Origin of the sequence: Sphingorhabdus sp., from assembly GCF_046292425.1 — a bacterium.
Taxonomy (GTDB): Bacteria; Pseudomonadota; Alphaproteobacteria; order Sphingomonadales; family Sphingomonadaceae; genus Sphingorhabdus_B.
Map to the genome: position 1 here is coordinate 1 of NZ_JBKBQV010000111.1, position 642 is coordinate 642.

Annotated in this window: 1 tRNA gene; it reads right to left on the reverse strand. The window is 61.1% G+C overall.

Annotated features, from left to right (window positions below):
• Window positions 1-257 precede the first annotated feature (257 nt).
• Window positions 258-329 (reverse strand) — tRNA-Met (locus ACK4S7_RS13135).
• Window positions 330-642 lie beyond the last annotated feature (313 nt).

The following is a 642-nucleotide window of genomic DNA, read 5'->3' on the forward strand; positions in this document are numbered from 1 at the left end:
AGATCGTGGAAGCGCAGCGCCGCGGCAACGACAAGGATGACGAACAAAGCGGTCGGGTGAAGGTATCGCCGTAAAGGGGCGCGCCGGTCGCTTGAGGAAGTGGGGCTTGCTTCGGAGGTCGCGGCCTCGGTCAACTCCGCAGACATCGCTGCGCGATTATATCGAGCAGGCGGCGGCCAGGATCACAAAGGCCGAACAATCGGGCAGACGCCAAAAATAAGAACCCGAAGCCCGTCAAGGCTTCGGGTTTTACAAAATAGCGGGAGTAGGATTCGAACCTACGACCTTCAGGTTATGAGCCTGACGAGCTGCCACTGCTCTATCCCGCATCGGCATTTGTGATTATATGCACAACTGCATTTTGGTCAAGGGCATCCGGCTGGGGTTTTCTGAGCTGAGGGGCTGGGGGCTCTCACAGGTGTAGGTTTTTATGGGCCGGACGTGCTGGGGAAGGTTGGCCAGGGCTGAGGGACAAAACTGCCCGGCGGGAGCGAGCGTCCGGCAACCATCGCCGCCACAATCAGGAGCACGCCCCGCCGTGCGCAACTCAGTAGCCGCCGGCGTGCGCAGCGGGTTGGCCGACGGCGCGCCACGTGGGTCTCCGGCAGATGTTCTAAGCCGCTCAGCGGCTGATTTGCTTCT